The 25,106-nt window shown below is 73.9% G+C and carries 31 protein-coding genes; 16 read left to right on the forward strand and 15 right to left on the reverse strand.

What is annotated here, in order from left to right:
• Window positions 1-5: 5 nt before the first annotated feature.
• From ACFV8H_RS26950 to ACFV8H_RS26960, 3 genes are all read right to left on the reverse strand, one after another.
• Window positions 6-344 (reverse strand): hypothetical protein, encoded by a 339-nt coding sequence (locus tag ACFV8H_RS26950; protein ID WP_380404713.1) that lies wholly within the window; start codon window positions 342-344, stop codon window positions 6-8.
• A 50-nt stretch (window positions 345-394) separates the two neighbouring features.
• The gene (locus ACFV8H_RS26955; RefSeq protein WP_380404716.1) at window positions 395-1,111 is read right to left on the reverse strand and encodes a TetR/AcrR family transcriptional regulator; all 717 of its coding nucleotides are present in this window, start codon (window positions 1,109-1,111) and stop codon (window positions 395-397) included.
• Between the two features lie 285 nt (window positions 1,112-1,396).
• Window positions 1,397-2,014 (reverse strand): LysE family transporter, encoded by a 618-nt coding sequence (locus tag ACFV8H_RS26960; RefSeq protein WP_380404719.1) that lies wholly within the window; start codon window positions 2,012-2,014, stop codon window positions 1,397-1,399.
• Between the two features lie 206 nt (window positions 2,015-2,220).
• Between ACFV8H_RS26960 and ACFV8H_RS26965 the strand changes: the two genes are divergently transcribed.
• Both ACFV8H_RS26965 and ACFV8H_RS26970 read left to right on the forward strand, forming a co-directional pair.
• Entirely contained in the window at window positions 2,221-2,850 is a 630-nt protein-coding gene (locus ACFV8H_RS26965) for a maleylpyruvate isomerase N-terminal domain-containing protein (protein ID WP_380404722.1), read from the forward strand.
• 114 nt (window positions 2,851-2,964) lie between these two features.
• Window positions 2,965-3,324, forward strand: a complete 360-nt coding sequence (locus tag ACFV8H_RS26970; protein ID WP_375895650.1) for a hypothetical protein — start codon at window positions 2,965-2,967, stop codon at window positions 3,322-3,324.
• A 129-nt stretch (window positions 3,325-3,453) separates the two neighbouring features.
• Here the strand turns inward: ACFV8H_RS26970 and ACFV8H_RS26975 are convergent, their stop codons facing one another.
• Window positions 3,454-4,377, reverse strand: coding sequence for a lysozyme (locus tag ACFV8H_RS26975; protein ID WP_380404725.1), 924 nt, complete (start codon window positions 4,375-4,377; stop codon window positions 3,454-3,456).
• Window positions 4,378-4,587: 210 nt separating this feature from the next.
• Between ACFV8H_RS26975 and ACFV8H_RS26980 the strand changes: the two genes are divergently transcribed.
• The 3 genes from ACFV8H_RS26980 to ACFV8H_RS26990 all read left to right on the forward strand — a co-directional run bounded on the left by ACFV8H_RS26980 (window position 4,588) and on the right by ACFV8H_RS26990 (window position 9,561).
• The gene (locus ACFV8H_RS26980) at window positions 4,588-5,136 is read left to right on the forward strand and encodes a GNAT family N-acetyltransferase (RefSeq protein ID WP_380404728.1); all 549 of its coding nucleotides are present in this window, start codon (window positions 4,588-4,590) and stop codon (window positions 5,134-5,136) included.
• Window positions 5,137-5,391: 255 nt separating this feature from the next.
• Window positions 5,392-7,158, forward strand: a complete 1,767-nt coding sequence (locus ACFV8H_RS26985; RefSeq protein ID WP_375895657.1) for a glycosyltransferase family 2 protein — start codon at window positions 5,392-5,394, stop codon at window positions 7,156-7,158.
• Between the two features lie 183 nt (window positions 7,159-7,341).
• Window positions 7,342-9,561, forward strand: coding sequence for an acyltransferase family protein (locus ACFV8H_RS26990; protein ID WP_380404731.1), 2,220 nt, complete (start codon window positions 7,342-7,344; stop codon window positions 9,559-9,561).
• 78 nt (window positions 9,562-9,639) lie between these two features.
• On the opposite strand, the gene ACFV8H_RS26995 is transcribed toward ACFV8H_RS26990, so the two are convergent.
• The 3 genes from ACFV8H_RS26995 to ACFV8H_RS27005 all read right to left on the reverse strand — a co-directional run bounded on the left by ACFV8H_RS26995 (window position 9,640) and on the right by ACFV8H_RS27005 (window position 11,749).
• Entirely contained in the window at window positions 9,640-10,533 is an 894-nt protein-coding gene (locus ACFV8H_RS26995) for a pentapeptide repeat-containing protein (RefSeq protein ID WP_380404734.1), read from the reverse strand.
• On the reverse strand, window positions 10,523-11,041 hold the full coding sequence (locus ACFV8H_RS27000) for a hypothetical protein (protein WP_380404737.1): 519 nt from the start codon (window positions 11,039-11,041) through the stop codon (window positions 10,523-10,525). The genes ACFV8H_RS26995 and ACFV8H_RS27000 overlap by 11 nt, the downstream gene beginning before the upstream one ends.
• A gap of 234 nt (window positions 11,042-11,275) precedes the next feature.
• Window positions 11,276-11,749 carry a hypothetical protein gene (locus tag ACFV8H_RS27005; protein WP_380404739.1) on the reverse strand — a complete coding sequence of 158 codons (474 nt, stop codon included), beginning with the start codon at window positions 11,747-11,749 and terminating at the stop codon, window positions 11,276-11,278.
• Between the two features lie 333 nt (window positions 11,750-12,082).
• Here ACFV8H_RS27005 and ACFV8H_RS27010 point away from each other — a divergent pair, with 333 nt between their 5' ends.
• The 5 genes from ACFV8H_RS27010 (at window position 12,083) to ACFV8H_RS27030 (ending at window position 14,566) form a co-directional block, all read left to right on the forward strand.
• Window positions 12,083-12,313 carry a hypothetical protein gene (locus ACFV8H_RS27010; protein ID WP_380404742.1) on the forward strand — a complete coding sequence of 77 codons (231 nt, stop codon included), beginning with the start codon at window positions 12,083-12,085 and terminating at the stop codon, window positions 12,311-12,313.
• Between the two features lie 41 nt (window positions 12,314-12,354).
• The gene (locus ACFV8H_RS27015; RefSeq protein ID WP_375895671.1) at window positions 12,355-12,849 is read left to right on the forward strand and encodes a hypothetical protein; all 495 of its coding nucleotides are present in this window, start codon (window positions 12,355-12,357) and stop codon (window positions 12,847-12,849) included.
• A 9-nt stretch (window positions 12,850-12,858) separates the two neighbouring features.
• Entirely contained in the window at window positions 12,859-13,590 is a 732-nt protein-coding gene (locus ACFV8H_RS27020; protein WP_380404745.1) for a class I SAM-dependent methyltransferase, read from the forward strand.
• 110 nt (window positions 13,591-13,700) lie between these two features.
• Window positions 13,701-14,096, forward strand: coding sequence for a hypothetical protein (locus tag ACFV8H_RS27025; RefSeq protein ID WP_380404748.1), 396 nt, complete (start codon window positions 13,701-13,703; stop codon window positions 14,094-14,096).
• Window positions 14,093-14,566, forward strand: coding sequence for a nuclear transport factor 2 family protein (locus tag ACFV8H_RS27030; RefSeq protein WP_380404751.1), 474 nt, complete (start codon window positions 14,093-14,095; stop codon window positions 14,564-14,566). The genes ACFV8H_RS27025 and ACFV8H_RS27030 overlap by 4 nt, the downstream gene beginning before the upstream one ends.
• 50 nt (window positions 14,567-14,616) lie before the next feature.
• On the opposite strand, the gene ACFV8H_RS27035 is transcribed toward ACFV8H_RS27030, so the two are convergent.
• Window positions 14,617-15,147, reverse strand: a complete 531-nt coding sequence (locus ACFV8H_RS27035) for an ArsR/SmtB family transcription factor (RefSeq protein WP_380404754.1) — start codon at window positions 15,145-15,147, stop codon at window positions 14,617-14,619.
• A 57-nt stretch (window positions 15,148-15,204) separates the two neighbouring features.
• Between ACFV8H_RS27035 and ACFV8H_RS27040 the strand changes: the two genes are divergently transcribed.
• On the forward strand, window positions 15,205-16,152 hold the full coding sequence (locus ACFV8H_RS27040) for a S41 family peptidase (RefSeq protein WP_380404757.1): 948 nt from the start codon (window positions 15,205-15,207) through the stop codon (window positions 16,150-16,152).
• A 4-nt stretch (window positions 16,153-16,156) separates the two neighbouring features.
• Here the strand turns inward: ACFV8H_RS27040 and ACFV8H_RS27045 are convergent, their stop codons facing one another.
• Entirely contained in the window at window positions 16,157-16,303 is a 147-nt protein-coding gene (locus tag ACFV8H_RS27045; protein WP_380404759.1) for a hypothetical protein, read from the reverse strand.
• Window positions 16,304-16,328: 25 nt separating this feature from the next.
• Here ACFV8H_RS27045 and ACFV8H_RS27050 point away from each other — a divergent pair, with 25 nt between their 5' ends.
• The 3 genes from ACFV8H_RS27050 (at window position 16,329) to ACFV8H_RS27060 (ending at window position 17,417) form a co-directional block, all read left to right on the forward strand.
• Window positions 16,329-16,625 (forward strand): hypothetical protein, encoded by a 297-nt coding sequence (locus ACFV8H_RS27050; protein ID WP_380404762.1) that lies wholly within the window; start codon window positions 16,329-16,331, stop codon window positions 16,623-16,625.
• A gap of 55 nt (window positions 16,626-16,680) precedes the next feature.
• A complete protein-coding gene (locus ACFV8H_RS27055; protein ID WP_380404765.1) occupies window positions 16,681-17,148 on the forward strand; it encodes a hypothetical protein in 468 nt (155 codons plus the stop codon).
• Window positions 17,149-17,228: 80 nt separating this feature from the next.
• Entirely contained in the window at window positions 17,229-17,417 is a 189-nt protein-coding gene (locus ACFV8H_RS27060; protein ID WP_380404768.1) for a hypothetical protein, read from the forward strand.
• A gap of 704 nt (window positions 17,418-18,121) precedes the next feature.
• Here the strand turns inward: ACFV8H_RS27060 and ACFV8H_RS27065 are convergent.
• The 6 genes from ACFV8H_RS27065 to ACFV8H_RS27090 form a co-directional block, all read right to left on the reverse strand.
• A complete protein-coding gene (locus tag ACFV8H_RS27065; RefSeq protein WP_380404770.1) occupies window positions 18,122-18,991 on the reverse strand; it encodes a hypothetical protein in 870 nt (289 codons plus the stop codon).
• Between the two features lie 134 nt (window positions 18,992-19,125).
• Window positions 19,126-19,584 carry a transposase gene (locus tag ACFV8H_RS27070; RefSeq protein WP_380404773.1) on the reverse strand — a complete coding sequence of 153 codons (459 nt, stop codon included), beginning with the start codon at window positions 19,582-19,584 and terminating at the stop codon, window positions 19,126-19,128.
• Between the two features lie 134 nt (window positions 19,585-19,718).
• Window positions 19,719-20,780: an SDR family oxidoreductase gene (locus tag ACFV8H_RS27075; RefSeq protein WP_380404776.1), complete on the reverse strand. Its 1,062-nt coding sequence runs from the start codon at window positions 20,778-20,780 to the stop codon at window positions 19,719-19,721.
• Window positions 20,781-21,007: 227 nt separating this feature from the next.
• Window positions 21,008-21,598, reverse strand: a complete 591-nt coding sequence (locus ACFV8H_RS27080) for a TetR/AcrR family transcriptional regulator (protein WP_380404779.1) — start codon at window positions 21,596-21,598, stop codon at window positions 21,008-21,010.
• Window positions 21,599-21,746: 148 nt separating this feature from the next.
• On the reverse strand, window positions 21,747-22,406 hold the full coding sequence (locus ACFV8H_RS27085; protein WP_380404782.1) for a histidine phosphatase family protein: 660 nt from the start codon (window positions 22,404-22,406) through the stop codon (window positions 21,747-21,749).
• 102 nt (window positions 22,407-22,508) lie between these two features.
• Window positions 22,509-23,486 (reverse strand): aldo/keto reductase, encoded by a 978-nt coding sequence (locus ACFV8H_RS27090; protein ID WP_380404785.1) that lies wholly within the window; start codon window positions 23,484-23,486, stop codon window positions 22,509-22,511.
• A 103-nt stretch (window positions 23,487-23,589) separates the two neighbouring features.
• On the opposite strand from ACFV8H_RS27090, the gene ACFV8H_RS27095 reads away from it, so the two are divergent.
• Window positions 23,590-24,600 carry a DUF5937 family protein gene (locus ACFV8H_RS27095; RefSeq protein ID WP_380404825.1) on the forward strand — a complete coding sequence of 337 codons (1,011 nt, stop codon included), beginning with the start codon at window positions 23,590-23,592 and terminating at the stop codon, window positions 24,598-24,600.
• 59 nt (window positions 24,601-24,659) lie between these two features.
• Complete coding sequence (locus ACFV8H_RS27100; protein ID WP_380404787.1) at window positions 24,660-25,091, forward strand: hypothetical protein; 432 nt, start codon at window positions 24,660-24,662, stop codon at window positions 25,089-25,091.
• Window positions 25,092-25,106: the final 15 nt, after the last annotated feature.

The following is a 25,106-nucleotide window of genomic DNA, read 5'->3' on the forward strand; positions in this document are numbered from 1 at the left end:
CCGGTTCAGCCGGCGAGCTTGGCGGCCAGGCCGTGCGGGACGGCGCCGGGGGCGGCGAACCGGTCGCCGGTGCCGACCTCGGCCTGGGCGGCCCGGCCGTGCTCGCTGGCGTTGCCGATCCGCGTGACGGTGACGCCCTCGCGTTCGAGCGCGGCGACCCGGTTCTCCGGGGCGTAGACGTCGATGCCGACGCTGCCGTCGGACTCCTGCCGCGGGCGTCCGCCGACGTCGGGGCGGATCTCGCGCAGCAGGGCGCGCAAGGTGTCGGCGTCCCGGGCGGTGACGCGGAGCCTGAGGATGTCGGGCCGGGGTGGGGTGGGGGGTGTGATGGGGACGGCGGACATGACGACCTCGGGGGATTCGTACGGATATGTCCGACGTGTACCTCGTATCCTCAGGATCCGCCTTCGCCGTAGAAGTCGTCAAGGGGCGGCTCCGGCATCCCGTCCAGCAGGCGGTCCAGGCCGGCCAGCATCTCGGCCCGGTCGTCGAAGTCGGCGAAGCGGGGGACCAGCGCGCGCAGCCGCGGGTAGTCGGCCGCGGGCAGCCGGTGCAGGCCGAGGCGCAGCACCGGGTCCGGCTCGTCCGGGTTGTCGACCACCTGGCGCTTGTCCACCAGCAGGGAGCCCAGGTTCCAGGCCACGAAGGTGCGGTAGATCGTCAGCGCGGTGGTGTCGTCGAAACCGGCCCGGGCGAGCACCGCCAGGATGTGCTCGGTGAGGGCGAGGGCCGGCGCCGGGCGGCGGGACACCGGGACGGCCAGCGGGCGGGTGGCGACCAGCGGCAGGATCTCGGGGTGGGCGTGCGCCACGACGGCGAAGGCCTGGGCGATCCGGCGCAGCTCGGTCCGCCAGCCGTGCTCGTGGCCGCCGACGCCGGTGCGCAGCTGGGTGTTGATCTCGGTGAAGTAGGCCTCGGTCAGGCCGTCCAGCAGGGCTTCCTTGCCGGGGGTGTAGCGGTACAGGGCCATCGACTCGACGCCGAGCTCCGCCGCCAGCCTGCGCATGGTCAGCGCGCCGAGCCCCTCGCGGTCCACCAGGGCGACGGCGGCGTCCAGCACCAGGGGGCGACTCAGGCGCCCGCGCTTCTCGGGGCCGTCCCGCTCAGCCATGTCCGCACTCCTCCGAACTCCTCCGAGTCGGTGCCGCCGGGCCGTCGGCCGTGCCCGGGAGGCGGGGCCGGAGGGGGCCGGGGCCGGGCAGGTCGCAGGTTACACAGCGGATACAGAACCAGGATACAAGGGACGAATAGCCGGAAAACAGGCCCCGGTCGTGCCCCGGTCGGTGACGGAGCGCAACCGGTGACCGGGTGTTGCCCGGTGGGGCTGGGTGCGGCCGGGTGGGGCGCTGGTGCGGCTGGGTATGGCCGGGGTGGGGCCCGGCATGGCCGGGACGGGTCAGTGCAGCAGGAGTCGGACGGCGAGCCAGCCCACCAGCGCGGCCGAGCCCAGGGCGGTCCACCGGCGGCCGCGGGCCCCGGTCAGGGCCCGGCCGAGCAGGGCGCCGCCGAGGGCGAGCAGCAGTTGCCAGCTCGCCGAGGCGGCGAACACGGCGAGGGTGAAGACCGTGCGGGCGAGCGGGCCCGTCGGGCTGCCGGGGCCGTCGCCCAGGACCAGGGCGGCGAAGTAGAGCACCGTCAGCGGGTTGAGCAGGGTGATCCCGAGCAGGGTCAGGAAGGCCCGGGCGGGGCCGGGCGGGGTCTGCGCCGCCAGGGCGGCGGAGCCGCGGGGGCGCAGGGCGGTGACGGCGGTGCGGAGGGCCAGGGCGAGCAGGACGAGGGCGGAGGCGATCCGCAGCGGCGTGGCCACCGGCGCCAGCAGTGGCGCGAGGCCGCTGCCGCCGACGGCGGCCAGCACGGCGTACAGCCCGTCCGCGGTGGCCACGCCGAGGGCGGCGCAGGCCCCGGTGCGCAGCGAGGTCCGGGCGCTGAGCGCCACCAGGTAGGCCCCGACGGCCCCCACCGGGACGGCGACGCCCCACCCGGCGAGCAGCCCCGCGACCAGCGCGGCCCTCATGCGAGGGCGCGGTCGGGCCTCCGGGGGTGGCCGGGCTGCTGCTGACCGGCGGCCGGGCGGGCGGCGGCGGTCACGGGCAGCGGGCGGGCGGGTGCGGTGGTCATGCGGTGATGGTGGCGGGCGGGGTGCCGGGGGTGCAAGTGGTTTCTCCGGTGGGGGCGGGTAGCGTGGGGCGCTCCGTGGACACCGCTTCGAGGAGGCTCCCGATGACCAGTCAGAACGACCACGTGCGCGAGCTGTTGGCCGAGGCCTGGCAGTCCTGGGCGGAACGCGGCGCGGCCCTCGGGGCGACCGACTGGGACCGGCCGACCCGGCTGACCGAGTGGACCGTACGGGACCTGTACGCGCACGTGGCACCCGTGCCGGAGATGTTCACCGGACTGCGCGGGGCCGTCCTGGACGGTCCGGCCGAACTGACCTGCGGGGCGGACGTCCTGCGGACCTTCAACCGGCCGGGCGGGCTCGCCCACACCGCCGCCGGACAGGTCGCCGAGCTGGCCAGGGAAGCGGCCAGGGCGAGCGAACCGGCGGCGCTGATCGCCCGGTTCGGCACCGAGGGCCCGGATGCCCTGGCCGGGCTCGCGGACCTGCCGCCGAGCACCGTGGTGGCGCACCCGCTGCTCGGCAGCGTCACGGTCGGGGCGCTCGGCGAGGTGGCGCTGATGGAGGCGACCGTCCACCTGCTGGACCTGGTCGCGGCCGTCGGCGGCCCCGCCCCGGCCGAGGGGGCGCTGCGGTTCACCCGCGGGCTGCTGGCCGAGGTCACCGACCCGGTGGCCTTCATCGAGGCGGCGGCGGGCCGCAGTTCGGAGCCGGTGCTGCCGGTCATCCGCTGAGCCGGTGCTGCCCGTCATCCGCTGAGCCGGTCGACCACTGACCCGGAGGGTCCGGTTCCCGCTGGTCAGTCGTATGCTGGGGGCTCGGAGAACGCGTCACTCGGGGGGATGTCGATGGACAGGTTGTGGGACCTCTGGTGGCTGCTGCCGATGGTGATCTACGGCGGCTCGGATTTCGCCCGCAGAGCGCTGAAGAACCGCCACCAGCGCAAGCTGGAGGTGCTGGAGGCGAAGGAGCGGCAGCGGGTCGCCCTGGAGGCGGCCGGCCGCCCGCCGGAGCCGGTCTGCGGCTGCACCCACCACCTGGCCAAGCACGACAAGCAGGGCCGCTGCCACGAGGTGGTCGAGGCGCCCACCGGCTGGGACGCCGACCGGCGCCCGGTGAGCTACGAGCCGCGGCAGTGCAACTGCCAGCAGTACGTGGGGCCGGAGCCGCTGGGCACGGTGTTCGCACCGGAGCTCACCGACCGCTGAGCCCGGCGCCGTCCGGCCCGCCGCCCTGGTGGGCCCGCCGTCCGGCCCGCCGCCCTGGTAGGCCCGCCCTGGCAGGGCCCGCTGCTCCCCGCGCCGTCGGTCCGGTGCGGGGAGCAGCGGTGTGCCCGGTCAGCCCAGGGCGAGGGCGCTCAGCCGGTCGGCGGCGCCGTTGAAGAGGTCCTGGTCACCGGGGAAGGTGCCGGAGTCGGCGTACTGCCAGAAGGTCTGGTAGCCCCAGCCGTTCGGCAGGGTGCCGGCGGTGGAGGAGTAGCGGGCGATCCAGAGCGGGTTGGTGGCGCCGAAGCCGCCGTAGTTGCCGGTGCAACTCGCCCACCAGTTGGTCGTGGTGTAGAGGGTGGGGTAGCGCCCGGTGCGGTTGCGGACGGTGGTGGAGAAGTCCCGGATCCAGCTGACCATGGCGCTCTGGCCGAGGCCGTAGCAGCTGGCACCGTACGGGTTGTACTCGATGTCGAGGGCGGGCGGCAGGGTCGCGCCGTCGGCGGACCAGCCGCCGCCGTGGTCGACGAACCAGTTGGCCTGGGCGGAGCCGGAGGAGTTGTTCGGCAGCGCGAAGTGGTAGGCGCCGCGGATCAGTCCGGCGTTGTACGAGCCGTTGTACTGCTGGGCGAAGTACGGGTTGGTGTAGCTGGTGCCCTCGGTGGCCTTGACGTAGGCGAACTGGGCGCCGTTGGCCGCCGCCGTGGACCAGTCGACGTTGCCCTGGTAGCTGGCGACGTCCAGTCCGGGGGTCTGGGTGGCGGCGAGGGCGGGCAGCGGCGACGCACCGGTGCGTCCCTCGTGGGCGGCGACGGTGGAGCCGGCGAAGTCGCGGTCGGGGTGGAAGGCCGGGCGGGCCTCGGGGGTGGGGGTGGGGCCGGCGGGGGTGAGAGGGGCAGGGGCGAGAGGGGCGGGGTCGGCCGCGTAGGCGGGCGCGGTGACGCCGGTGACCAGGGCGGTCGCGGCGGCGAGTGCGGCCAGTACGGGGAGCCGACGGCGGGTCGTGGGTCTTCCGGTGGTACCGGTGGGGCGGGCGGAGCGGGAAGAGCGGGGCATGGACACTCCTCTGGTTCCGGTGTCTGGTTCCGGTGCGAATGGCCCAACGGGTCTGCTGCGGCCGGTGGTTGGACCGACCGGGGAGCAGGTTAGCCATGTACCCGCCAGCTGCGCCAGGTGCCTGCGCCCGGGGCAGGGCGGCGATGTGGCACGATGCATAAAAGTCGACATTCACCAGAACGCCGACCGTCACGAGAACGAGGTAGCGCCATGCCCGAGACCGCCGCCAGGACCGCCGGTGAACTGACCTTCCGCCCCGCGACGCCCGCCGACGTCCCGGCGCTGGTCGAGCTGGTCGAGTCCGCCTACCGGGGTGAGGCCAGCAAGGCCGGCTGGACCACCGAGGCGGACCTGCTGGGCGGGCAGCGCACCGACGCCGAGGGGGTGGCGGAGGCCGTCGGCCACGCCGAGGGGCTGGTGCTGCTGGCCGAGCGCGACGGTGAGCTGCTGGCCTGCTGCCAGCTGGAACGGCGGGGCGAGCGGGCGTACTTCGGCATGTTCTCGGTGCGCCCGGGCCTCCAGGGCGGCGGGATCGGGCGGCTGGTGCTCGCCGAGGCGGAGCGGCTGGCCGGCGAGGAGTGGGGGGTCGGCACGATGGAGATGACCGTCATCGAGCAGCGCGCGGAGCTGATCGCCTGGTACGAGCGCCGCGGCTTCCGTCGTACCGGCGTGTACAGCCCGTTCCCGTACGGCGACGAGCGCTTCGGTGTCCCGCGCCGTCCGGACCTCCGGTTCGAGCAGCTGATCAAGGAGCTGTAGGGGCGCGCGGGGCGGGTTCGAGGAGGGCTCGGGTGAGGGGTCGGTGAGGGCTCTGGAGGGGGGTCGGGTGGGGGGCTCGGCGAGGGGCGATTTGTTGATCGTTTGATGGTCTGTCGTCCTACTGATGCAACGTCAAGTCGCTGAGCTGGGGCGATGCGGAGATGTCATACCTCGTTCATGATTGGTCCAGACCAATGTGAGAGGCTGAGGACGTACGGCGAAGTTCCGTCCGATGCCCAGGGGGGCCATTTCCGCATGCCCGTACTCCATGGCACCGCCATGTCCGCACCCGAGACCGGTCCGCGCCGGACGCCCGCGGACCCCGACCTCCGACTCCCCAGCCCGCCCGACGACCAGGAGCTCTACTGGTACTTCGGCCCGCAGCGCCGCTGGGTGCTGCTCTGCGCCACCCTCTCCTACGCGGGAGCCACCGCCACCCTCGGCCTGTTCGCCCTCAGCAAGCCGCTGCTCTGGCCGTTCCTGGTGCTCACCGTGCTCAACGCCGCCACCTGGCTGCTCTCGCTCACCGACGGCCAGCGGGCCCGCCGCTTCACCCGCGACTCGCACGACCTGCTGCTGCGCGCCTGGAGCCCCGCCCGCCACCCCAGCGTGGACCTGCTGCTGCCGACCGCCGGCGAACCGCTCGCCGTCCTCGACAACGCCTACCGGCACACCGCCGCCGTCCAGTGGCCCGGCGAGCTGACCGTGCTGGTCCTCGACGACGCCGACCGCCCCGAGGTGCGCGAACTCGCCCGCTCCTACGGCTTCCAGTACCGCGCCCGCCCCGACCGCGGCCGCTTCAAGAAGGCGGGCAACCTCAACCACGGCCTGGCCGAGGGCACCGGCGAGGTCATCGCCGTCCTCGACGCCGACTTCTGCCCCCGCCCCGACTTCCTGCACCACCTGGTGCCCTACCTCGACAACCCCGAGGTCGGCATCGTGCAGAGCCCGCAGTGCTTCGACACGGACGCCGACATGTCCTGGCTCGAACGCGCCGCCGGAGCGACCCAGGAGATCTTCTACCGCTGGATCCAGCCCTCCCGGGACGCCCAGGACGGCACCGTCTGCTGCGGCACCAACGCGCTCTACCGACGCGCCGCCCTGCAACGGATCGGCGGCTTCGCCGAGATCGACCACAGCGAGGACCTCTACACCGGCCTCGCCCTCGCCCGGGCCGGCTGGAGCACCCGGTACGTCCCCGCGCTGGTCGCCAAGGGCATGTCGCCCACCGGCCTGCCCGCCTTCATCAGCCAGCAGTACCGCTGGTGCCTCGGCTCGCTCGCCCTCGTCCGCGACCCGGACTTCCGCAGCGGCCCGCTCCCCCGCTCGGCCCGGCTGTGCTTCTGGAACGGCATCCTCGGCTACGTCACCAGCGCGGTGAACGTGTTCGCCGTGCCGCTGCCCGCGCTGATCATGCTGTTCTTCGCCCCCGAGGAGATCCAGCCCTGGCAGGTCCTGCCCTTCCTGCCGCCGATCTGGGTCGCCCTGGTGCTGCTGCCCGCGATGTCCCGCACCCGCTGGCGCTTCGAGGTCACCCGGGTCCAACTCCTGGGCGGGCTCTGCCACGTGATCGCCATCGCGCACGCGCTGCGCCGCCGCTCCGCCGACTGGGTGCCCACCGGCGCCGTCTCCGGCGGAACCGCCCTGGCCCGCAGCGTCGCCCGACTCGGCGTCGGCTGGCTCGGCCTCGTCATCCTCGCGGGCGCGGCCGGCCTGGTGCGCGCCGGGCTGGAGTACGGCTGGCGGCCCTTCTGGGCGCTCGCCGCGCTGCTCGGGCTCACCGCGTACACCATGATCCCGCTGATCAGGTCGCTGTGGCCGCTGCTCGGCACGGGCCGGGCCGCGCGGGCCGCGGACGGCGGCAAGGGCGCCGCCGTCGGAGAGGTCGCCGCACCGGCGCGGCGCCGCACCGGACTCGGACCCGACCTCGGCTTCGGCCGGGCGGAAGCCGTCGCCGTCACCGCCGTGCTGCTGCTCTGCGGGGTGCTCGCCTCCGGCTGGGCCGACCCGCTGATCTTCTGACCGCCCGGTTTCTCAGCCTGGTTCCTCTGCCTGGTTCCGCCCGCCTGGTTCCTCCGCTCTTCCCCGCTCTTCCCCGCTGCGTTTCCTTGCGCGTCGCCCCACCGGCGCGGACCCCCGCCGCCCGGCCGCCCCATCGGCCCGGCGGGCCCGACCACCGCTGCCAGCCCAGCAAGGAGCACCGCCGTGTCAACGGCCGTACCACCACCGACGTCGTCCGCGTCCTCGGACGAACTGCTGCCCGGAGTCGTCCGGGTGGACCGGCAGGCCGCTGCCGCCGGAACCACCTCGACCTCCGCCTCTCCGTCCGACTCCGATTCCACCTCCGCCTCCGGCACCGTGGCGTCGACGGGTGAGCCCCGCCGCCGCGCCGCCTTCCGTCCCGACATCGAGGGACTGCGCGGCATCGCCGTGCTCTCCGTCCTGGCCTACCACGCGGCCGTCCCCGGCCCGACCGGCGGCTTCGTCGGCGTCGACGTCTTCTTCGTCATCTCCGGCTTCCTGATCACCGGTCTGCTCACCGGCCGCCCGATCGGCCTGTGGGACTTCGCCGCCCGCCGCGCCCGCCGCATCCTGCCCGCCGCCGCCACCGTCCTGGTGGCGACCGCCGCCGCCGGCGGCGCGCTGCTCGACCCGCTGCGCGGCACCGACCTCGCCCACGACCTGATCGCCTCCGCAGGCCAGTTCGCCAACTGGCGCTTCGTCGGCCAGCAGACCGACTACCTCGCCGCCGAACACGACCCCAGCCCGCTCCAGCACTTCTGGTCCCTCGGCGTGGAGAACCAGTTCTACCTGCTCTGGGGCGTCCTGCTGCTCGGCCTCGCCCGCTACCTGCACGGGCGCCGCCGGACCCTGGCGATCACCCTCGCCACCCTGGCCGTCGGCGGGGCCTCGCTGGCGCTCTGCCTGCGCTGGACGGCGACCTCGGCGCCGCTCGCCTACTTCTCCACCGGCAGCCGGCTCTGGGAGTTCGCCGCCGGGGCCTGCGCCGCCCTGCTGGGCAGCGCCCTCGCCGCCCGTACCGTGGGCCGTACCGCCACCCGTACCACCGGTCGTGAGCTCGCCCCCGCCCCCGTCGGCGGGCGCGGCTCCGGGCGGGCCGTGACCCGGGTGCTGCGGCTGGTCGGCTGGGCCGGCCTGGCGGCCGTGCTCGCTTCGGTCTTCCTGTACGACCGCACCACCCCCTTCCCCGGCGCGGCCGCCCTGCTGCCCGTCCTCGGCACCGCGGCCCTGCTGCTCGCCGCCCCCGCCGACCGGATCGTCGGCGGCGTCCTCGCCAGCCGCCCGCTGCGCGCCGCCGGACGCCTCTCGTACGCCTGGTACCTGTGGCACTGGCCGGTGCTGACCATCGCCCAGGCCCGGTACGGCCAGCTGACCTGGCCGGTGCTGCTCGCCCTGACCGCCGCCAGCGCGCTGCCCGCCTGGCTCACCCTGCGGCTCGTCGAACAGCCCCTGCGGTACGGCAGCACCCCGGCGCCCCGGCGCGGCCTCGCCGTCGGCGCCAGCGCGCTCGTCATCCCGCTGATCGCCGCGCTCACCCTCGGCGGCGGCACCGTCCGCGCGCTCGGCGGCACCGCGGACACCGCGACCGTCGCCCCCGCCGGAGCCGTGGACGGGCCCGCCCTGCTCGCCCCCGGCGCCCGGGTGCTCGGCCTCACCCCCTCGCTCGCCCGCGCCCGGGAGGACTTCCCGCCCGGCAAGGGCTGCGAGATCCCGCTCAACGCCGACAGCAGCCCCCGCTGCCTCTTCGGCAACCAGGACAGCCCCGACCGGATCGTGCTGCTCGGCGACTCGCACGCCGGGCAGTGGATCTCCGCCGGGCTCGCCCTCGCCGAACAGCGGCACTGGGCCCTGGAGGTGTTGGTCAAGCCCGGCTGCCCGCTGGCCACCCTGACCGTGCGCAACAACGTCCTCGGCCGCACCTTCGACGAGTGCGACCGCTGGCGCGAGAACACCCTCACCCGGCTCACCTCCGGGCCCAAACCCCGGCTGGTCCTGATGGCCGGCCTCAACCGCTACGGCAGCCAGGAGGAACGCACCGAGGGCTGGACCCGCACCCTCGACCGCCTCACCGCGCTCGGCGCCCCGCTCGCCTACCTCGGCGACACCCCGATGCCGGGCAAGGACATCCCCACCTGCCTGGCCGCCTCCGACGGCCGCTCCGACGCCTGCTTCTTCCCCCGCGACACCGCCTTCGAGCCCGACCCGATGCTCGACGGCGGCCTCGCGGCCCGCTACGGCGTCCGCACCCTCGACCTGGGGCCGCTGCTCTGCCCGGGCAGCGGGGCGAGCTGCCCGGCCGTGCTGGAGGGCGTGGTGCTCTACCGGGACACCGGGCACATCACGGACACCCTCGCCCGGGTGCTGGCGCCGCGGATCGACAAGGGGGTGCTGGGCGCGCAGTGAGTGGTGCGGCGAGCGCCTGGTGAGCTCGGTGCCGTTCTGCATTGCTCCGTGGGTTCAGGTCAGCACTGCCCCGCGGGTTCAGGTCAGCACCGGTTCGCGGGGCAGCTCCTCCAGGCGGGAGTCCGCCCCGACGATCCGGAACACCCCCGGCCCCACCTCCTCGGAGCGGCTGCGGATGTCCATGTAGAGGTGGGCGGGCCACTCCGTCCGCAGCGACCAGCTGACGCCGATCAGATCGGCGCCGTCCAGCCGGGCGCCGGTCAGGTCCGCGTCGGTCAGATCGGCGTGGGCCAGGCCGGCGCCCGTGAAGTCCCCGTCGACCAGGACGGCGGCCGCGAGGCAGGCGTGGTCCAGGGTCGCGCGGGACAGGTCGGCGCCGGTGAGGTCCGCCGAGGTGATGTACGCCTGGCTCAGGTCGGCCCTGGCCAGGGCGCCGCCGCGCAGCGTCGCCCCGGCCAGCACCGCCCCGCAGAGCTGGGCCCGGCGCAGGTCCGCCCCGTCCATGGCGGCGCCGGTGAGCAGGGCGTAGCGCAGGTCGGACTCCGGCAGCCGGGTGTCGCGGAGCCGGGCGCCCGCCAGGTGGGCGTTGAAGAGCTGGGCCCGCACCAGGTTGGCGCCGGACAGGTCGGCGGCGTACAGGTTCGCGTCGTCCAGCGTCGCGTCCGACAGGTCGGCGCGCCACAGTTCGGCCTGGCAGAGGTTGATGTCGGTCATGATCGCCGAGCTCAGGTCCACGTCGTGGAGCCGCGCGCCGACCAGGCTCGCGCCCGTCAGGTCCGCCGCCCGCAGGTCGGCCCCGGACAGGTCGGCGCCGGCCAACTCGGCGTTGTGGAGCACCGCGCCCGGGCCCGGCACCCGGAGCGGCTCGAAGGCCAGGGCGGCCCGCAGCCAGGTCCGGAAGCCCTCGCTCGGCGGCTCCTGGGCCCGGCCGGCCGCCGACCCCCGTCCGTCCCGTACGGAATCACCGGCCACGACGCCTCCTCCGCTGGTCGGCCCCGTCGGCGGGGCCGTACCTGCCGTCCAGTCTGTCGTTCACGCTGTCGTTCACCCTGCGGTCCACCCGGGGCACGATCGGGGTCCGGAACGGTCCGGGCCGGGGCCCGGACCTCGGCTCGGAGCCTGGCCCGGAACGCGGCCCGGAGCCTGGCCCGGACTTCGGCTCGGCCCCCCGGGGTGGCGAGGGGAGGTCCGAGCGCGACGGGCCGCGCGCGAACATCTGCTGCAGGATCTGCGGCGCCGCGATGCCGATCGCCAACGCCCCCACCGGGCCCGCCACCTGGTTCGAGGCGGTGGACGCCGCCGTCACGATCACCCCGACGCTCAGCCGGATCGCCACCGCCACCACGTACGGAGCCAGCTTCATCTGCCCCCGGTACGTCCACGGGAAGCCGCCCACGGAGTTGATCCGCTCGTGGAGGGTCCACGCCTCGATGGCAGCCGCACCACCGAGCCCCCACAGGCATGCAGCCAACATCTGCATCCGAGCAACTCCTCGCACCCACCGCACCGTTGATTCCCGACGGCCCTCTCGCCGACCATGCTGGTGCACCGGGCCGTGCACTGCCGGGCCCGCCACCCCGCAGGGCACCGATCCTCGGGAACTACCGGCGTTCCGGGGGCGGGCGCGGGCCCGCCGTGGTAATGCGCTCGTGCGGGTGTGGGTTGGGTGCGTGTGGATGTGAGGGTGGGTGGACGTGCGGGCGTCGGGTTCCGGTCAGCCGTAGACGCCGCGGCAGAGCCGAGCCTGCTCGGAACCGGCCGGCCAGCGGCCCATCCGCTCCGCCTGGTCGCAGATCGTCCCCTGGCCGAGCGAGGGCAGCCCCGGCGCCCCCGGGCCCGCGTTCGGTGCCGGGCGGCCGGACGGGCTCGGCCGCGGGCTGCGACCCGCCTTGGAGTGCGGCGAGGCCGAGGCGTGCGGGGCTCCGCTCTGGTCCGCCCCGCTGCCCGGGGCTGCCGCCGCCGTGGCCGGGTCACCGCCCGGCAGGGCCGGGGCGCCCCCCGGCGCGGGGGAGGGGCCGGGGGACGGCGAGGGCGTGCCGGCCGGCGGAGCGAGCGGCAACAGGCCGGACGGCGTGGCCGACGGCGAGGCCTCCGGCAGGGCCACCACCCGGACGTCGTCACCCGACCCCGGACCGCACATCACCAGCAACGCGGCCAGCACCACCAGCGTCCCGCCGGCCGCCACCACCCGGGCCCTCCGCGACCGGTGCAACGGCGGAGGTGTGCCGCCGGGCGGCGGACCCGCCTGCGGGGGTCCGGCCTGCGCGGGTCCCGCCGACGAGGGCTGCGCCCGGAACGGCTCCGCCTGCGACGGGATCGGGAGGGGGACGGGAGGTGGCTGCCAGGCGTTCGACGGCCACTGCCACTGTCCTCCGGTGGGCTGCCCAGTCATGTGCTCGTCCTTCCAGCGCCGCCCCCCGCCGTACCTTTCCGTGCTCAACGAGCGCGCCGACCACGGGACATGACCCGGAAGAGGGGTCTGGACGGGCGCTGATTGCCGCCGACCCACATGCTGGGGGTCATGGAGACCAACAGCACGTCCGCACACCTGGTCGAGGTGGCCGAGTTCCGGACCGACAGCCGCTACCGCCTCGTCCACCTCGAAGGCCACGGCTGGGAACCCCTCGCCCCCGAGGAGTTCGAACCCCGCATCCACCAGCTCTTCCCCGACCTCGACCCGCACGACCCCGTCAAGGTGCACTGGGCCGACCACCCCTGGGAATGGCCGAGTTGGCACCCCGGCGAAGCATGAGCCACTGATCGCCCGGCCGTCGGGTTCGCTACGCTTTCCGGGTGAGCGTGGATCACTTCTGGCGCCGCCTGCCAGGCCAGGCCGTGGACGCCTGTTCGCCCGAGGAACTCGGCGAACTCGTGCCCCGGAGCCGCGACGTCCGGTACGACCGGCTGGTCGCCGCCGGACTCGCCCTCGGCGTACGGCGGACCGCCGTCCTGATGGAACTCGCCCTCACCGAGAACGGCCTCCACCCCGACCCGGCCGCCCGGCTCCCCGTCTACGGCGGCACCCGCCGTGACACCGGGGCCGGGATGCCGGTGCTGCGGCCCGACCAGGTCGCCGCCGCCTTCACCTTCCTGCGCGACTCGGCGCTCGGCGAACTCGTCCGCCAGCAGGACACGGTGCTCGCCCGGCGGGTCGCCCAGCTCGACTCCGAACCGCCCTGGTCCGAGTCCTGGGCCGCCCGCGTCGTCAACGACCTGCGCGACCTGCGGGACTTCTTCGCGGGCGCGGCCGCCGCAGGGGACGCCGTCGTCGTCCGGGAATCCGAATGAGGGAACCGAATGCGATCCGCTGAACCGATACGCCCTGCCGAACGGATACGCCCCGCCGACCCGGAGCGTCCTGTTGACGCCGGGCGGCTCACGGACCCTGGGAGCATCGCCGACCCGGAGCGCCCGCCGGGGACGGTCGGCTACGGCGAGGCAGCGGAACAACTCGCCGTCCAGTACGAGAGCGTGGACTTCGCCGAGGTCCACCGCTCCCTGCTGCACCTCTACCCGGCCGCGCCCGCCGCCGTCCTCGACATCGGCGCCGGCACCGGCCGCGACGCGGCCGCCCTCGCCGCCCTCGGCCACCGGGTCACCGCCGTCGAACCGACCCCCGAACTACGCGCCGTCGGCGCCCGCCTGCACCCCCGCGCGGGCATCCGCTGGATCGCCGACGCCCTGCCCGACCTGCCCGAGCTGACCGCCCGGGGCGAGCAGTACGACCTCGTCCTGATCACCGCCGTGTGGATGCACCTCACCCCCGCCGAACGCCCGCCCGCCATGCAGGCGGTGGCCCGCCTCCTCGCCCCCGGCGCCCGCCTCGCCCTCACCCTGCGCCACGGCCCCGTCCCGCCCGGCCGCCGCATGTTCGACCTCCCGGCCGACCACACCACCGCCCAGGCGGAAGCCCACGGCCTCCACCTCCTCCACCAGGGCGAGCGGTCCGACCTGCACGCCCGTACGGACGTGACCTGGACCGAACTGGTCTTCCAGCGCGGCCACCGGCCCCCGCCCCCGCCGCTCTGACAGCGGCCCCGCCGCCGCTTTGACACCGGCCCGGGGCAAACCCGGTGACACGCGCGTGGCGTGCGGCGAGACTGGCGACGTACGCGAACCGGCAGGGGGAAGGGCAGCACGTGGCACTGGTGAAGAAGGGGTCCCGTCGCATCGTCGTCGACGGCGTCGAGTACCGCTGGCGGATGAGCAGGAAGCACTGGTGCTGCGACTACGACGCCGGCACCCTCGGCTACGTGGTGGAGGACGCGGCCCGACCCGGTACGACCCTCGTCGTGGAGACCGGACGGCCGGAGACGTCCGTACCTGGGCTGGTGCCCGCGGAGGTCGTCCTGCCGGGCGAGGTCGCCGCCGGGATCCGGGCCGCCCGGTCGCAGGGCTGGACGCCCACCGTCGCCGGCTCGCCGTTCCAGCTGCGCCACTCCGCGGTCCGCCACGAGCCGCACGAACGGCATGAAGCGCACGACTCGCACGACCCGTACGACCCGCACGAAGCAGCCGAGCACCGAGAGCGATGACCATGACGAACCACCCGGCCGGGGACCAGGCCGCCGCCCACCGCGCCGTCGAGAACCTGATCGCCCGCTACGCCGAACTGGTCGACGACGGGGACTTCGCGGGGCTCGGGGAACTCCTCGCCGACGCCGTGTTCACGGGCAGCGGCGAACCCCTGCGCGGGCGCGCGGAGATCGAGCGGATGTTCTGCGAAACGGTGATCCGCTACGAGGACGGCACCCCGCGCACCCAGCACGTCACCACCAACCTCGCCGTCGACGTCGACACGGCGGCAGGCACGGCGACGGCACGCTCCTGCGTCACCGTCCTCCAAGCCCTCCCCGGCTTTCCGCTCCAGCCCATCGCCGCCGGCCGCTACCACGACCACTTCGAACACCGCGACGGCGCTTGGCGGTTCGCGGCACGCCGGGTCCGGATCACCCTGGTCGGGGACGTCAGCCGCCATCTGCGACCGGCGGCCGACCGGGGGTAGCCGCCACCGCCACCGGCCGGCTACGCCCCCACCTGCTACCTCCTCACCTGCTACGCCCCGGCCTGCTGGTAGAGCGTCACCAGGAGGCCGTGCACCGGCTCGCCCTCCGGGTCCTCCTCGGCCTCGTCGACCAGTGCGGCCAGCGCCTCGGCCAGCTTCGCCGCCTTGGCCGGGCTGAGCCGTAGGTGGCGCAGCGTCATGAGGTGGTCGACGGGAGAGCGGTCCAGCTCCTGGGCGACGGCCCCGAACAGCGCGGCCGTGCCCTCGGCCCGGGGCTCGGCGACGAGGAGGCGTTCGGCGGTCCGTCGGTAGTACTTCTCGGTGCCGCCGCGTACCCGTCGCGTTCCCGCGTCCTGGACCAGCCCCGCCTCGCACAGCACCCTGAGGTGGTGGGAGACGCTGCCCTTGTTCGCCCCCAGCTGCGCGGCGAGTCGGCTGATCGTCGACGGCCGGGTGCTCAGGGCGAACAGCAGGCGCTGGCGCATGGGGTGGGCGAGTGCGGAGTGCTGGAGCGGCGTGGTGATCCGCTGCACGTCCTCGCCCTCGCCCTTGCCTTCGTCTTCATCCGGTTGGTGGCTCACCCGATCAAGCGTTAAGTACGGTTGACGCTTTGGCAAGCCGCTGGTCTACTCCCTCCCATGACCTCCACACCTTCCACCCCGTCACTGCCCGCGGCGCTGCCCGTGCCGTTGCCCGCGCCGCTGGATGCCGTCGCCGTCGTCGAGTCGATCGCCGACCTGGTCAGCGAGAACTACGTCTTCCCCGACGCCGCACAGCAGTTGGCGGACCTGCTGCGCCGCCGCAACGCCGATGGCCGCTACGAGTCCCTGAACGTCGAGGAGTTGGCCGACGCGGTCACCGCCGACCTGCGGTCCGTCAACGGTGACCTGCACCTGGCCCTCAAGCACCACGCCGTGCCGGTGCCGCCGGAGCGCGGCGCGGCCGTACTCGCCGCGATGCGGCGGGACTTCGACGCCTCCCTGGGCGGCGTGCCGCGGGTGGAGCTCCTCGACGGCGGCGTCGCCGTCCTGGAGATCGGGCCCAAGATGTTCCCGCTGGACTGGGCGGCCCAGCCGCTGGCCGCGGCGCTCTCGCTGGTGGCCCCCGCCCGCGCCCTCGTCCTGGACCTGCGCCGCAACACCGGCGGCGATCCGGACACGGTCGCCTTCGTCTGCGGCTACCTGCTCGACCGCCGTACGCACCTCAACACCCTGCTCTCGCGGCAGGGCGCGGTGGCCGAGCAGTCCTGGACACCCCCGTTCGTGCCCGGCGCCCGTTTCGGCGGCAGCAAGCCGCTGTACGTGCTGACGAGCGGGAACACCTTCTCGGCGGGCGAGGAACTCGCCTACGACCTCCAGCAGTTGGGCCGCGCCGAGATCGTCGGGGAGGCTACCCGGGGCGGCGCGCACCCGCGCGAGGGCTGGACGGTGCACCCCCACCTGGAGCTCAGCGTGCCCGTCGCCCGCGCCCTCAACCCGGTCTCGGGCACCAACTGGGAGGGCACCGGCGTCCGGCCCGACGTCCCGTGCGACCCCTCGACGGCGCTGGACCGCGCGCTCGCCCTGGCCGTGGCGCGCCTCGCGTAGGGGATCAGAGCCTCAACGGCTCGAAGGTGCCGTCCCGGAAGGTCAGGACGGCCGGCTCGGCACCGAACTCCTCGCGCAGATACCCGCCGTAGCCGGGCTCCTCGACGTGCGGCGCGACCAGCTCCAGAACGGTGTGGACGCCGCCCATCATGCCGTCGAGCCAGAGGGCGCGGAGGATGCGTCACATCATTGCGAGCACCGGATGTTCCTGGGTCGCGCTGGCTTTCTTCGTTGGCCTTTCGCAGGTGACAAGGCTCAAGGCCGCGATCCTTCCTGTCCGAATGGCCGTTCCCGTGCTGGTCATCATCGAAAGCGCACGCCGACTCAGCCTCTCCGCCGCGTTCTCGCCCCCGGTCGGCAGAGCCACTTGGACAGTAACCCTGGCCGTCTCGATCGCCGCAGCGGCGGTCATCCTGACGATCGCTTCGGTGCGCCACTGGAAGACGCGCAGCGACAGGAACGCGATCGTCTGAGGCTGCCCCGTTTAAGCAGGTGAGGGTGCGTCGACGGTCACGGTACGGTCCCCGGGTGGAGCTCTTGAACCCGGCCTGCCCGTTGCACGGACCCGGCATCGACCCTTCGTCCTTGGTCGGTAGCCGGCTCGTCGGGGTGCTGGCGTCGTGGCACATCTACGACGGGCACCCTGGCGACGGCCCGGTCGAGGTGTGGCTGATCGACGATCGAGGCGGGTCCACCAACATTGCCAGCGGCACGGACTGGTGCCTCATGGTCGAGTCCTCCGGGCCTGAGGATGGGTTCGACATGGGCGAATGGGGTCGGATCGACGTACTGCCCGTAGGTGACGAGACCCCGTTCGCGGCCCACCTCGGCGAGGCGGTGCTCGAAGTCCGGCAGGAGTGGGAGCCGGCAACAGGGCGTGTGGCGCTTGAGCTGGACTTCCCATCGGGCAGTGTCCGCTGCGAGAGCTGGAGCGGTGACCTCCGTCTCCTGGCCGTGGACAGACCTGCGGACCCGACCACACCCCCAATGCCATGATCTCGGGATGGCTGGTGCGATCACGGCGTCGGAGCCGTCCTGGACAGGCCCGTTCACGGGGCTGGGTCGAGCGGCTGCAGGTGACCCAACCCGGCGACGAGGACAACGTGTACTTCCTCAGCATCGACTCCGGCTGCGTCCAGGTCGATTCGGGTCCGCACGGCCAGGCACCGTTCATCGTCGAAGGCGCCACCCGCACGGACACGTCCGACCCGGCAGAAGCCCTTGCGGCCGTCTGCGCGGAGTTCGGACTTCACGAGGACTCGTAGCAAGGCCCTGGCGGCGGAGGAGGTCCGCGGGATTTCGCTGTTCACCGGACAGCGGCACGGGCCCTGGCGTGATCATGGGCGGTGCGAAGCAGCCATGATCTCTGACCAAGGCCGTGAGGATGAGTCTGCTGGACGATGCCGACCGCGTTGAGTCCCTGTTCGGGTTGGCTTGCTTTCCGGGCAGACTTCTACGACTGCCTGACCGCCCGGGCGGATGCCCTGTTCGAGCTCACCGACGCGCCGCTGTGCTCCGATGGAGCGGTGAAGTCGCTGGTTGACCTGGCGCTGACCGATGAGCATCGGCGCGAAGACCGTCAAACGCGACCTCGCCATTGCCGAACACCAAGATCGAAGAGGCTAAAGAACTAGCTAAGGGGTCTCGCCTCGCTTCGACGTCCCCAGGGGAAGGTCATTGATCGGCGGGGCATCGACCCGCATGTCGGCCGACCGTACGAAGGTGCCGATGCCCTGCTCGATCCGGCGTGCTGCGGGCGGCTGCTCGCCGTCGCGACGCTCCGGACAGGCAGAACGTCGAAGTCCTGCGGGAGTGCTCGGAAACGTCGGCGGTGTCCTGGGCGAGGTGGTCGGTTCGCTGGTGGCGGGGTGGATGTGGGGGTGCACAGGAAGTCGGGTGGGTCGACTTCCTGTGTCGGGCGGGGGTGGCTGCTGACCTTGAATCCGTGATGTCGGCCAGCCGTCAGAGGTCAGGCCCGAGGTGGTGCGGCCCACGGGTGGGTGGGCTGGGCGCGGTAGCGCGCCCGGGTGGCCCGGCGCTCCCCGGCCTCGGCGAAGAATGCGGCCCGGGCTTCCGCTCCGGTGTCGAACGGCGCCGGGTAGAAGCGGTTGCAGGCACGGCGGTGCCGTTCCCAGTCGTCCCTCCAGAACTCCACCGTCCAGCCCGGCCACAACTCCGGCACCCGGTAGGCCTCTGGGGTGGAGCGGAGGGACCACCAGCCCAAGCGGCGGCGCTCCGGGTCGAGGTGGATACCGGAATTGACATGCAGACGGCAGGCTCCGTGCTCCGGGGCATCTGCCAGTCGGTCGAGCAGCGACACTCCCTCACGGACGGGGTGGTCGAAAGCCTCGGAGGCGACGTGGCAGCCACCGGAGCCAACAGTGACCACCACACCGCCCGGGTCGGGCCAGGCCAGATCCTCCGCCTCGGGAGCGAGGAACGGGGCCAGGGTCAGGTCCGAATCGCGGCACCGGACGTACTCCGGGTCCAGCCCGACGTACGCGCGCAGTTCGGCCGCGCCGTCGTACAGCCAACGGACCTCCCAGCCCGGCCACGCCACTCGGATCAGCTCGAACATGGCCGCGCGGTGACGGAGCTCCGTGCTCGGACCCTCCCAGGCGAAGAACAGGAGCACCTTTCGGCCGAGGTCGAGCAGCACCCCACCCTGGGCGACGGTGTCGTCCAGCCACCAGTCGTCCTGGCGGAGTTCGGGAAGCATGGCGAGTACCGCGGCCGGCCCGTCCAGCAGGTCGAGGTCGATTCCGACCGCCCACCCGGTCCGGTACAGCTCATGCGTGCCGTTCTCGCGGACCACGATGACGTTGGCTCTGTCTCCCATGGGGTTCAGAATGACCGGGCCGGGAGCTACCGGCCATCCCTTTTCCGCTCGTCAGTCAGACGTGATCAGGCCAGTGCCGGTCAGGCAGCCGTCGACCAGGTCCGGACGGTACCGGATCTGCTGGAACCGGTGCTTCACAGCTCTGGTGCTCTGGCGCCCTGGTCGAGTTTGGTGGCGGCGAGGTTGTCGATGTCGCGTTTGACCAGCGACCAGGTGCCGTCCTGAGGGGTGAGGTCCGGCGCGTAGGTGGGTGGCTGGAGAACGCTGAGCCAGTCTGCGTTCGCGGCGATGAACTCCCGGAGCGGCTCGGTCAGGTGGACGCGGACGTTGTCCCGGACCAGCCCGATCGGGCCGCCGAGCTGGATTCGGACGCGGACGATCAGATCCCGGAAGTCGCGCCGGCCGAAGCCCTTCGGCTCGTCCTTGCGGCCCTGGTCCTGGTCCTTGCGGATGCGGTGGATCAGCCGGGACCGTTCGCCGGATATGCAGCAGGTCATGCCCGCCATCGACACCCGGCCGGAGCCCCGACCGCGCAACCTGACGACGGGGGTTCGGCCGATCCGGCCCCAGGTTCCGGCGTGCGGCGGCGTCATCGACTGCCCGGCTTCGTCCTCGAGGACGAGCCAGGCCCCGAGGGCCGCCGCACAGCTCGCACCTCACGCCCCAACGGCTACCGGAACCGACCGGCGGCCGTCAGGCGAACAGCCCCGACATTACTCGATCAAGTTCAGCATCGGGTGCCGAAGGCGTCGTGGACGAGGCGGTCGGCCCAGTGGTGGAGGGCGGGGGTGAGGGGCGGGTGGGTGAGGCCGGCGGCGGTGGCGAGCTGGTCGGCGGAGGTGGTGTCGTAGCGGTCCTCGGAGAGGAAGGTGAGGGTCTCCGGGTCGGCGCCGGTGAGGGCGCGGGGGAGGCGGCGGACCAGGGGGACGGGGATCAGGCCGCGGGGTGGGCGGACGCCGAGGTGGGTGGCGAGGAGGGCGACCAGGTCGGGGAGGGCGGGGGTGGCCGGGTCGAGGACGGTGTGGGCGGCGACGGGGGCGCGGTCGTGGGCCGGAACGGCGGCCAGGAAGCGGGCCAGGTGGTCGACGGTGACGACGGGGACGAAGGTGCGACGGGTGCCCGGCAGGAGGGGGAGGCGGCCGCGGTGCAGCTGGTGCACCAGTTGGGCGAGGCCGAGGTACTGGCCGGCCTCGCCGGTCGCCGAGTGGCCGATGACGCTGCTCGGGTTGACGGTGGTGAGCGGGACGCCGAGCCGGGGTGCGGTGACGCGGACGGCGGCGTCGGCGAGTTGCTTGGAGGCCTCGTAGGCGCCGAGGCGGGCGTAGAGGGCGTCGGTGGTGCCCGGGTCGAGCGGGTGACGGGGGTGCGGGTCGCGGCCGACCCGGTAGCCGGACAGGTGGACCAGGCGGCGCAGCCGGGGTCGGGTCGCGGACCAGTGCAGTGCGTGGAGGGCGCCGTGGAGGTTGGCGGGTTCGGCCTGGGCGCGGGTGAGGCCGAACTGGTAGCGGGCGGCGAGGTTGTGGACGTCGCGGACCTCGCCTAGGCGGGCGTCGGCTTCGGGAGAGAGGCCGAGGCCGGGGCGGGTGAGGTCGGCGGTGACGGTGGTCAGCGGGGTCGGGTCGGTGTCGTGCTCGCGCAGCCAGGAGCGGAGGGCGGTGCCGCTCGCGGTGGTGCGGACGGCGGCGGCCACGGGCTCGCCGCGGCCGAGGAGTTCGAGGAGCAGCCAGCGGCCGAGGAAGCCGCCGGCGCCCAGGACGAGGGTTTGCGGGGGCGGGGGAGTGGGTGGCATGAGCGTTCTCTGCTTTCTGTGGACCGATCGGCATATTTCTGTAGACCGATCTGCATAATTTCTGGTCATGGTGGGGCGGGGGCGGGGGCGAGTGGCGGCGAGTGGGTGATGCGGACGAACCTTGGATAGCTAGACCGGTCTGCATATTTTTTGGCGAGCGGTCGGCGCGGCATCGGGCCGGCTGCTGCCACGGCCACGGCCGCAGGGCGCCCGTGCAGCGGCAGTGGCTACGAGCGGCCGGACGCCTTCGCACCGAGGAGGTGGAGGACGGCGTGCCGGGCGTCGTCCAGGGGCTCGCGGCTGCGTCGGACCGAGGCCAGCAGCACCGCGCCCTCCAGCAGGGCCAGGGCCTGGCCGGCGGCCACCGCGGCCTCGGCCGGGCGGAAGCCGCCAGCGGTCAGCTGCTCGGCCAGGATGCGCTGCCAGCCCTCGTACACCTCGGCGCACACGGCGCGCAGTGCCTCGTTGGTCCCGGCGACCTCCAGGGCGACGGTGGCGACGGGGCAGCCCTTGGTGTAGTCGGAGCGGGCCAGGCGGTCCGCGAACACCTCGGTGAGGTGTCGGCTGAGCGCGGCGGCGTCGGCTCCGTCGGCGGCGAGTCCGGTCAGCAGGTCGGCGACCTCCTGGCCGGACTGCAGCAGTGCGGCCGCGACCAGTTGGTCCTTGCCGCCGGGGAAGTGGAAGTACAGGGAGCCGCGCGGTGCGCCGGTGACGGCCAGGACCTGGTTGAGGCCCGTGCCGGAGTACCCGTGCTGCTCGATCAGTTCCCGGGTGCCGGCGATCAGCCGGGCCCGGGTCTCCTCGCCCTTTGCTCCCATGGACGGAGACTGTAGACCGGTCTGTATATTCCTGTCGACCGAATTCCTGGCGACCACACTTCTGGGGGCGGCACCCCTGGCAGCCGCATCCCTGGCGACCGCAGGCCCGTCGACGGGCCGCCCCGGGCGGAGGCCCCGCGGTGGCTGCTCAGGCCCGCAGCTCCGGCGGGAAGCCCGTCCAGCGCAACTCCTCGGGCAGGTGGGACTGGTCGTTCAGGAGGAGGACGGCGGAGGGGCGGCCGGGGGCGAAGCGGAGCACGGTGAGTGCCGCGTTGGCCGCGTTGAGGCCGAGCCAGCGCCAGGCGGGGGCGTCCAGGGTGTGGCGGACCAGCCAGCCGATCAGGAAGGCATGGGTGACGACCAGTTCGTGCCGGTCCTCGGGGCCGTCGACCGGTCCGGTGAAGCGGTCGACGGCCCGGCGGGCCAGTTCCGGTCCGCGGGAGAGCTCCTCGGCGGAGGCGGCGGCCAGGAAGCGCAGCAGGAACTCGGCGCTGTCAGCGGGCAGTTCGTCGGCCGACGGCACGTACGGGACGTAGTCGCCGGCCTCCTCGCAGGCCGACACCGGTACCCCGCCGAGCTGGTCCCCGATCAGCCGGGCGGTCTGTGCGGCCCGGGGGAGCGGCCCGTGGTGGACGGCCGTGAGGGGGCGCTGCGCCAGGCGGTGGCCGAGCAGCACGGCCTGCCGGCGGCCGGTGGGGGTGAGCCCGTCGCCGTCCGCCTCACCGTCCGCCTCGCTGTCGGCCGGGCCGTGGTGAGCGGCCTCGCCGTGACGGGCGAGGTACAGGTAGCGGGTGGCGCGATCGGGCACGGGCGGGCTCCGGGGGTTCGTTCGGTGGGACGGGGTCCGGTCCCGGAATGTGACGCCCGTGCGGCGGGTGGCGGTTCCGGGTCCCGGGTTCCAGGTCCCAGGTCAGCCGGAGTGGGCCCGGTTCAGCAGGGCGAGTTCCTCGGCCGTCAGCCGCAGGGCGCCGGCCGCGATGTTGTCCTCCAGGTGCGCCACGTCGCCGGTGCCCGGGATGGCGAGGACGTGCGGGCCCCGGTGGAGCGTCCAGGCGAGCCGGACCTGGGCGGTGCTGATGCCGCGCGCCTCGGCCACCGTCCGGACCTCGCCGGGTTCCGCCCCGGCGGCGCCGCCCTCTCGCCCGGCGCCGGCGATGGCGTAGAACGGGACGAAGGCGATGCCCTGCTCGCCGCAGAGTCGCAGGACCTCGTCCTGGGCGGGCGAGGCGCCGATCCCGTACGGGTTCTGCACGCAGGTGACGGGGGCGATGGCCCGGGCCTCGGTGAGCTGGTGCGGGTGGACGTTGGAGAGGCCGAGCTGCCGGATCAGTCCGGCCTGCCGCAACTCGGCGAGTGCGCCGTACCGTTCGGCGATCGAGTCGGTGCCCAGGATGCGCAGGTTGACCAGGTCGAGGTGGTCGCGGCCGAGCTGGCGCAGGTTCTCCTCGATCTGGGCGCGCAGTGCCCCGGGGGTGCGGGCGTGGTCGATCCACCGGCCGTCGGTGCCACGGGCCGGGCCGACCTTGGTGGCGATCACCAGGTCGTCGGAGTACGGGGCGAGGGCGCGGTTGATCAGCTCGTTGGCGGAGCGCAGCGGGGAGAAGTAGAAGGCGGCAGTGTCGATGTGGTTGACGCCCAGTTCGATCGCGCGGCGCAGTACCCGCAGGGCATGGTCGCGGTCGCGCGGTACGGCGTCCGGTACGAGCGCCGGCCCGGTCTGCGGCAGGCGCATGGTGCCGAAGCCGATCCGGTGGACGGTGCGGTCGCCGAGCTGCCAGGTGCCGGACGAGGCGGCGGACACGGAAGCGCCGGTCGGGGAAGCGCCGGTCGGGGAAGCGGTGGTTGGGGGAGCGGCGGTCAGAGTGGTGTCGGAAGTCATGCTGGTCATGATCGCGATTGAACTAACCTGATCGCCACTGATTCGGACATGTGTGAATCCACGGGGGCAGGCGTTGGCGGAACTGCTGTTCACGGCAGGTGACCTGGCCCGGATGCGGTTCGTGGTCGCACCGATGTGGGAGGTCGGGCCGAGCCTGCGCCTGCTGCGCTCGGGAGCGCCGCACGCCGTCCACGGCCCCTGGGTGGAGCAGGTCCGGCCCCGGCTGGCGGCGCTCGGCCCGGCGTACGGGCTGCTCGCCGAACTCGTGCCGCCCGCCGGCTACGTGCCGGACTTCCTCAATCCGGCCCCGACCGGGCCCGCGCCGACCCTGGCCGGGGAACTCGCTGCGATCCGGGCCACCCCCGCCGGGCAGGTCCGGCGCGACCTGGACCGACTGGCGGCGGACCAGGCGGACCAGGCGGACCAGGCGCGCCACGCGCAGCACGCGCGCCAGGCGTGCCAGGCGGACCGGGGCACGCTCGGGCCGAGGCTGCGGGCCCTGTACGCCGACCCGGAGGCCGGGCTGGCCCGGCTCGCCGAGGCGGTCGAGGCCTACTGGGAACTGGCCCTCGCGCCGTACTGGGCGCGGATCCGCGCCGTCCTCGACGCCGACGTGCTGTACCGGGCCCGGCAGGCCGCCGAGCACGGCGCCGAGCGGGTGCTCAACGACCTGCACGCCGAACTGCGTTGGACCGACGGCGCCCTGCGGCTGAGCCGGCGCTCCCGCCCGATACCCCGCCGCACCGCCGGGCCGGGCCTGTTGCTGATCCCCTCCGCGTTCACCGGCCCGGGCCTGTTCACCCTGCTCGCCCCGCCGGCGCCGCCCCAACTCGCCTACCCGGCCCGGGGGATCGGCCGTCTTTGGACCGCGGGGCCACCGGCCCCCGGCACGGCGGCCCTCGCCGCGGTGCTCGGCCGCTCCCGCGCCCTGCTGCTCGCCGAACTCGCCGCCCCCGCCTCGACCACCGAACTCGCCCACCGCACCGGCCTGTCGCCCTCGGCCGTCTCCCAGTACCTGACGGCGCTGCGGGACGCCCGCCTGGTCAGCGCCCACCGCGCCGGGCGCTGGGTGCTGTACGCCCGGACGGCCACCGCCGAGGCGCTGCTCGCCCCGGACGGCTGACGGGCGCCTCGGCTACGGTGGGAGCAGGGTGGTAACCGCAGCGTTCGGACGGGGGAGACATGACGGCAGTCGGCGTTCCGGGCCCCGAACCGGACTGGGGTCCGGCACCCTCCTACCAGGGCGGCAACCCCAACCCGGCCTTCCAGCGGAGCATGTGGGAGTACGCCGCCGGTACATTTCGCCTGGTGGCGGGCCTGCAGCCCCCGCTGGACGTGCTCGCGGCGCGCCTGCGGCTGACCGTCGAGCGGGGCTGGGAGGACCTCGGCCCCGTGGACGTCGCCATGTTCAGCATCGGGAGGACGTCCTTCGCCCTGAGCAGGCTCGGCGGACAGGTTCCCCCGTGCACGTTCGTCTGGTTGAGCCGCTCGGTGGACGACCCGGAAGCGGCCCTGGACTCCCTGCTCGACGCTCTCGGCGTCGGCCGTGAGGCCCTGGCGTTCCGCGGCAGCGTGGAGACCGGCTTCGAAGACCTCAACGGGTGGAACGGGTAGCGGCGTCGGAGCCAT

The organism is Kitasatospora sp. NPDC059827 (genome assembly GCF_042731675.1).
GTDB lineage: Bacteria > Actinomycetota > Actinomycetes > Streptomycetales > Streptomycetaceae > Kitasatospora.

What these genes read in the sequence shown, in the direction of transcription:
- ACFV8H_RS26950 (WP_380404713.1), bottom strand. Translation starts at nt 344, where the DNA reads ATGTCCGCCGTCCCCATCACACCCCCCACCCCACCCCGGCCCGACATC.
- ACFV8H_RS26955 (WP_380404716.1), bottom strand. Translation starts at nt 1,111, where the DNA reads ATGGCTGAGCGGGACGGCCCCGAGAAGCGCGGGCGCCTGAGTCGCCCC.
- ACFV8H_RS26960 (WP_380404719.1), bottom strand. Translation starts at nt 2,014, where the DNA reads ATGAGGGCCGCGCTGGTCGCGGGGCTGCTCGCCGGGTGGGGCGTCGCC.
- ACFV8H_RS26965 (WP_380404722.1), top strand. Translation starts at nt 2,221, where the DNA reads ATGACCAGTCAGAACGACCACGTGCGCGAGCTGTTGGCCGAGGCCTGG.
- ACFV8H_RS26970 (WP_375895650.1), top strand. Translation starts at nt 2,965, where the DNA reads ATGGACAGGTTGTGGGACCTCTGGTGGCTGCTGCCGATGGTGATCTAC.
- ACFV8H_RS26975 (WP_380404725.1), bottom strand. Translation starts at nt 4,377, where the DNA reads ATGCCCCGCTCTTCCCGCTCCGCCCGCCCCACCGGTACCACCGGAAGA.
- ACFV8H_RS26980 (WP_380404728.1), top strand. Translation starts at nt 4,588, where the DNA reads ATGCCCGAGACCGCCGCCAGGACCGCCGGTGAACTGACCTTCCGCCCC.
- ACFV8H_RS26985 (WP_375895657.1), top strand. Translation starts at nt 5,392, where the DNA reads ATGCCCGTACTCCATGGCACCGCCATGTCCGCACCCGAGACCGGTCCG.
- ACFV8H_RS27000 (WP_380404737.1), bottom strand. Translation starts at nt 11,041, where the DNA reads ATGCAGATGTTGGCTGCATGCCTGTGGGGGCTCGGTGGTGCGGCTGCC.
- ACFV8H_RS27010 (WP_380404742.1), top strand. Translation starts at nt 12,083, where the DNA reads ATGGAGACCAACAGCACGTCCGCACACCTGGTCGAGGTGGCCGAGTTC.
- ACFV8H_RS27020 (WP_380404745.1), top strand. Translation starts at nt 12,859, where the DNA reads ATGCGATCCGCTGAACCGATACGCCCTGCCGAACGGATACGCCCCGCC.
- ACFV8H_RS27030 (WP_380404751.1), top strand. Translation starts at nt 14,093, where the DNA reads ATGACCATGACGAACCACCCGGCCGGGGACCAGGCCGCCGCCCACCGC.
- ACFV8H_RS27040 (WP_380404757.1), top strand. Translation starts at nt 15,205, where the DNA reads ATGACCTCCACACCTTCCACCCCGTCACTGCCCGCGGCGCTGCCCGTG.
- ACFV8H_RS27045 (WP_380404759.1), bottom strand. Translation starts at nt 16,303, where the DNA reads ATGATGGGCGGCGTCCACACCGTTCTGGAGCTGGTCGCGCCGCACGTC.
- ACFV8H_RS27050 (WP_380404762.1), top strand. Translation starts at nt 16,329, where the DNA reads ATGCGTCACATCATTGCGAGCACCGGATGTTCCTGGGTCGCGCTGGCT.
- ACFV8H_RS27065 (WP_380404770.1), bottom strand. Translation starts at nt 18,991, where the DNA reads ATGGGAGACAGAGCCAACGTCATCGTGGTCCGCGAGAACGGCACGCAT.
- ACFV8H_RS27070 (WP_380404773.1), bottom strand. Translation starts at nt 19,584, where the DNA reads ATGACGCCGCCGCACGCCGGAACCTGGGGCCGGATCGGCCGAACCCCC.
- ACFV8H_RS27075 (WP_380404776.1), bottom strand. Translation starts at nt 20,780, where the DNA reads ATGCCACCCACTCCCCCGCCCCCGCAAACCCTCGTCCTGGGCGCCGGC.
- ACFV8H_RS27080 (WP_380404779.1), bottom strand. Translation starts at nt 21,598, where the DNA reads ATGGGAGCAAAGGGCGAGGAGACCCGGGCCCGGCTGATCGCCGGCACC.
- ACFV8H_RS27090 (WP_380404785.1), bottom strand. Translation starts at nt 23,486, where the DNA reads ATGACCAGCATGACTTCCGACACCACTCTGACCGCCGCTCCCCCAACC.
- ACFV8H_RS27095 (WP_380404825.1), top strand. Translation starts at nt 23,590, where the DNA reads ATGCGGTTCGTGGTCGCACCGATGTGGGAGGTCGGGCCGAGCCTGCGC.
- ACFV8H_RS27100 (WP_380404787.1), top strand. Translation starts at nt 24,660, where the DNA reads ATGACGGCAGTCGGCGTTCCGGGCCCCGAACCGGACTGGGGTCCGGCA.